Origin of the sequence: Aquabacterium sp. UBA2148, assembly GCF_002328915.1 — a bacterium.
Classification (GTDB): Bacteria; Pseudomonadota; Gammaproteobacteria; order Burkholderiales; family Burkholderiaceae_C; genus Aquabacterium; species Aquabacterium parvum.
In genome coordinates, this window is record NZ_DCXA01000017.1 from 2,572 (window position 1) to 6,872 (window position 4,301).

Here is a 4,301-nt window from a genome sequence, read left to right on the forward strand (position 1 = left end):
CAGACCGAGCCCCCGCCCAGCCACCCCGAACGCCGCTTCAGCCACCATGCGCCTGCTCGACCCTGACTCCCAGCCCGACGCCATCGAGCAGGCCGCGCAACGCCTGGCCGAAGGCGGCCTCGTGGCCCTGCCCACCGAAACCGTCTACGGCCTGGGTGCCCGCGCCGACCGAGACGACGCCGTGGCCCGCATCTTTGCGGCCAAGGGCCGCCCGGCCGATCACCCGCTGATCGTGCACGTGCCCAACCAGGCCGCTGCGCTGTACTTCGTCACCACCTTCCCGCCCGTTGCGCAGCGCCTGGTCGAGGCCTTCTGGCCCGGGCCGCTGACGGTCATCGTGCCGCGCCACCCCGACATGGCCCGTGCCGCAGCAGGGGGGCAGGACACCATCGGCCTGCGCTGCCCCGATCACCCGGTGGCGCGCCAGTTGCTCGAAGCCTGCGCGCTCAAGGACATCCTGGGCATCGCTGCACCGAGCGCCAACCGCTTCGGCCGCATCAGCCCCACGCGCGCCAGCCACGTCATCGAAGAGTTCCGTGACCAGGGCGAAGGCCTGGACGAGGTCTGGGTGCTGGACGGCGGCGCTTGCGAAGTCGGCATCGAGTCCACCATCGTCGACTGCTCGCGCGACCAGCCCGTGCTGCTGCGCCCGGGCCGCCTGACGTTGGCCGAGCTCGAAGCCGTCGCAGGCGAGCCGCTGCTGTGGTCCAAACCCGAAGCGCCCGACCCCGATGCGCCGCGCGCCTCGGGCACGCTGCTGTCACACTACGCGCCGCGCGCCAAGGTCGTGTTGATGAGTGACGAGCAGATCGACCGCAGCCTCGATGTCATCGAGCCCGAAATCACGGCGGCCCTGCTGCGCGAGCGCCACCCCGGCACCCACACGCCGCCGCGCGTTGCCGTTTATTCGCGCAGCCTGTGGGCACGCCGTGCGCCGCACAAAGGCGTGTTGCACCGCTCGATGCCCGGCGACGCCGCCACCGCTGCCCACGACCTCTTTGCCGACCTGCGCGAGATCGACGCTGCCGGCGTTGAGCAGATCTGGGTCGAGAGCCCGCCAGAAGGCGCTGCATGGGACGGTGTGAGAGACCGGCTCTCCCGCGCGGCGGCGGCCTGAGCTGACCTGAATCCACGGCCTTCACAAGCCTTCACACGACCATGGCAGACTGCCGGGTTGAAAAACCGAATCACGAGAATCCCTGGAGAGCGTTCATGTCCCGTGTTGCCACCCGCCATCCGTCCCTGAACCCCGGCCAGCGCCTGGTGCGCCGCTTGGGTGTCGTGGCCCTGGCCTGCGCCAGCGTCGTGCTGGCTTCCTGCGGCGGCGGTGACCGCAAGAGCTACTTCACGCCGGACCGCATCGTGTCGTTCGGTGACGAGAACAGCGCCATCGCCTCGGACACCAGCTCCAACTTGCTGGACAGCTCTTTCCCCGGTGTGGCCACCGACCTGTCTGGCCTGACCTACACCGCCAAGGCCGTGGTCACGTCAGCCGCCGTGGTCTGCGCCTACGACAACAGCCAGGCCAGGGCCTGCAGCAGCGACAGCGGCGTGACCTTCACCTCGGCTGGCACCACCTACCGCGTGCCCACCGGGCTGAACTGGGTCATCAAGTTCGAGGTCGACGCCGGCCCCACCAACCAGCGCACCACCGTCGTCGACTACGCTTGCGACGCCACCAGCACCTGGGTGCAGATCGTTGCTCGCGCCTATGGCAAGGGCTACACCAGCCAGTGCGCACAAGACACGCGCGCAGGCGCGGTCAGCTACGCGGCACTGGGCGCCAAGACGGCCGATGTCATCGCCCAGATCAACGCTCACCGAGGCGAGCTCGACAGCAAGACCGTGGTGACCATCATGGTCGGCCAGAACGACATCCTGGAGCAGTACCAGGCCATCCAGGGCAGCACCCAGACGGAAGCCGGCGCCATCGCCGAGCTGCAGGCGCGCGCGGCCAGCATGGCCTCGGCCGTGCGCGACGTCATCGGCACCGGCGCCAAGGTGGTGCTGGCGCTCACGCCCGACCTGGGGCAAACGCCCCTGGCCGTGGGCGCCGGCACGACCACGCTCATGACCAACCTCGTGCGCGCCTACAACGACCGCCTCTACATCACGGGTCTGGGCAATGTGTCCGGGCGCAGCCTGGCAGGCATCAACCCCGAGTCGCTGACCAAGCCAGGCACACGCAGCAACGCTTACCAGTACGCCACGCCGCTGTGCGATGCCGCGGCCGTGCTGCGTCCTGATGGCGGCGCCCCGGCCGATGACGACGAAAAGCTGCTGTTCTGCACCAGCCAGTACTACACCTCGGGCACAGCCTCCAACACGGCCATCTGGGCCGACGCCAAGCGCCCCGCCCCGCTGCTGCACAACCTCATCGGCGTGACGGTGTTCAACCGCGCCTACGAGCAGTTCTGATCGGCTGAGCGCCGCCCATACCTGATCTTCATGGCCAGGATCACCGTGGCGAAGGTCAGCGTGATCACGTTGGCCACCGTCACCGGCACCGAGCCGATCGACAGGCCGTAGACCAGCCACAGCGCCACCCCGGTGGTGAAGCAGCTGTACATGCCCAGCGAGATCCCGCTGACGTCGCGTGTGCGAAACGTCAGCCAGACCTGCGGCAGGAAGGACGCTGTGGTCAGCGCCGCAGCGATGGCGCCGATCCATTCGATGGTGGCAGGCGTCAGGGGCAGCCATTCGGGCAGGTGGTTCGCGGCGGGCATGCAGGTGGGGTGTCGAAGAAGAGGGTGGTGCGGGCTGGCGTGTGCGCCGTGCGGCGTCAGCGGTCCTGGCGGGCCCAGTCGATCAGGGCTTGCAACAGCGGCCGTGCCGCGTCGGCGCGAGGGTGGTTGACCAGCCCCACGACGACGATGCGTTGCCCCGATTCTCCCAGCACGTAGCCAGACACCGAGGCCACGCCCTCCAGCGAGCCCGTCTTGATGTGGGCCTGGCCGGCGGCGGCCTGCCAGCGGCGCGTGGTGCCGTCGACCCCATTGAGTGGCAGCGAAGCGATGAACTCGGGCATCACCGGGCTGCGCCACATCGCCTGCAGCCATTGCGCCATGCACCGCGCCGAGGTGTGCTCCAGGCGTGACAGGCCGGAGCCGTTGTCGAGCACCAGGGCGTCGCTCTGGCAGGCGGATTCGGCCCCTCCTGTGGCCTCGATCACCTGGCGCGTCACCAAGGATCGGGCTTGGGCCAAGGTCGCCGGGGCGCGTCGGGTGTCGCCACTCGCATCGCCAGCGTTGCCGTTCTGCCCGGGGTTGCCACCCGAGCCGCCAGGCGCCAACGCCAGGCTCAGAAACATCTGGCGCGCCATCACGTTGTTGCTGAACTTGTTGATGTCCCGCACCACGCTGGCCAGCGGGGGCGACACCCAGGTCTGCCAGGTGGGCAGGCCAGCGGGCCAGTTGCCATCGCGCACCGCCTGGCCCAACTGGCCGCCGGCGCCTTGCCAGGCGGCTTCCAGCAGGCGGGCGGCGTGGTCGCCGGGGCCATCGCCGCTCCAAAGCAGGGGCCACTCCTTCTCGCCGCAGGCCGCAGGGTAGGCTCCGCTCAGGCGCACCAGCCAGCGCGCCCGGCCATCGTGCGGCCAGCCAGCTGCGGGGGCGATGTCCAGCTTGAGCGCACCACGCCAGTCGCCACAGGCCAAGCCAGCGGCCAGGCTCAGGCGGTGTTCCAGTTGCACCCCGTGCAGGGGCGGCTCCAAGGTGGCCTGGGCCTGGCCCGGGCGTGCCGCGTCGGGCATCAGGCGCAGCGTGACCGCCTGGTGGTTCAACAGCAGCGCATCGGGTCCGGCGTTGTAGGGCTTGAGCGATTGCCCATCGAAGGCGCCTGGGTCGTGAGGCGGCAGCTCAAACAGGCTGCGGTCGATGACGATGCCGCCTCGGATGTCGCGCAGGCCCGCGCTGCGCCAGCGGGCCATCATGCGTTGAACGTGCTCGATGAGCAGGGACGGATCGCCGCCCCCGCGCAGGTGAAGCGGCCCGTCGAGCGCACCATTGGCTTGCAGCGTGCCACCCAGGCCCACGTCGGTGCGCCACACATGGGCCGGGCCCAGCTGCTTGAGGGCCACGCCCGTGGTGAACAGCTTCATCACCGACGCGGCTTGCCGAGGGGCTTCGCCCTGGTGTTGCCAGCGCGGCTGGGGCGCGTCCACCGGCCAGACCATGAGCGAGACGGCCTCGGCCGGCACGCCACTTTGCTTGAGCGCCTGCTGCAGGGCCGGCGGCCAGGCGCCCGAGGGGGTTTGGGCCTGGCTGGGTGTGGCGATCAGGCCCATGCTGACAAAAGCGCCG

4 protein-coding genes are annotated in these 4,301 nt (G+C 70.0%); 2 read left to right on the forward strand and 2 right to left on the reverse strand.

The features are described from left to right. Positions 1-46 precede the first annotated feature (46 nt). Together B2W70_RS00730 and B2W70_RS00735 are read left to right on the forward strand one after the other, a co-directional pair. A complete protein-coding gene (locus B2W70_RS00730) occupies positions 47-1,117 on the forward strand; it encodes an L-threonylcarbamoyladenylate synthase (RefSeq protein WP_286742043.1) in 1,071 nt (356 codons plus the stop codon). Positions 1,118-1,212: 95 nt separating this feature from the next. After that, positions 1,213-2,418 (forward strand): SGNH/GDSL hydrolase family protein, encoded by a 1,206-nt coding sequence (locus B2W70_RS00735; RefSeq protein WP_286742029.1) that lies wholly within the window; start codon positions 1,213-1,215, stop codon positions 2,416-2,418. On the opposite strand, the gene B2W70_RS00740 is transcribed toward B2W70_RS00735, so the two are convergent. Beyond that, a complete protein-coding gene (locus B2W70_RS00740; protein ID WP_137841602.1) occupies positions 2,403-2,726 on the reverse strand; it encodes a SemiSWEET family sugar transporter in 324 nt (107 codons plus the stop codon). The genes B2W70_RS00735 and B2W70_RS00740 overlap by 16 nt on opposite strands. Before the next feature lie 56 nt (positions 2,727-2,782). Continuing rightward, positions 2,783-4,301, reverse strand: a 1,519-nt coding sequence (locus tag B2W70_RS00745; protein WP_286742030.1) for a D-alanyl-D-alanine carboxypeptidase/D-alanyl-D-alanine-endopeptidase, incomplete at its 5' end; no start/stop codon positions are given.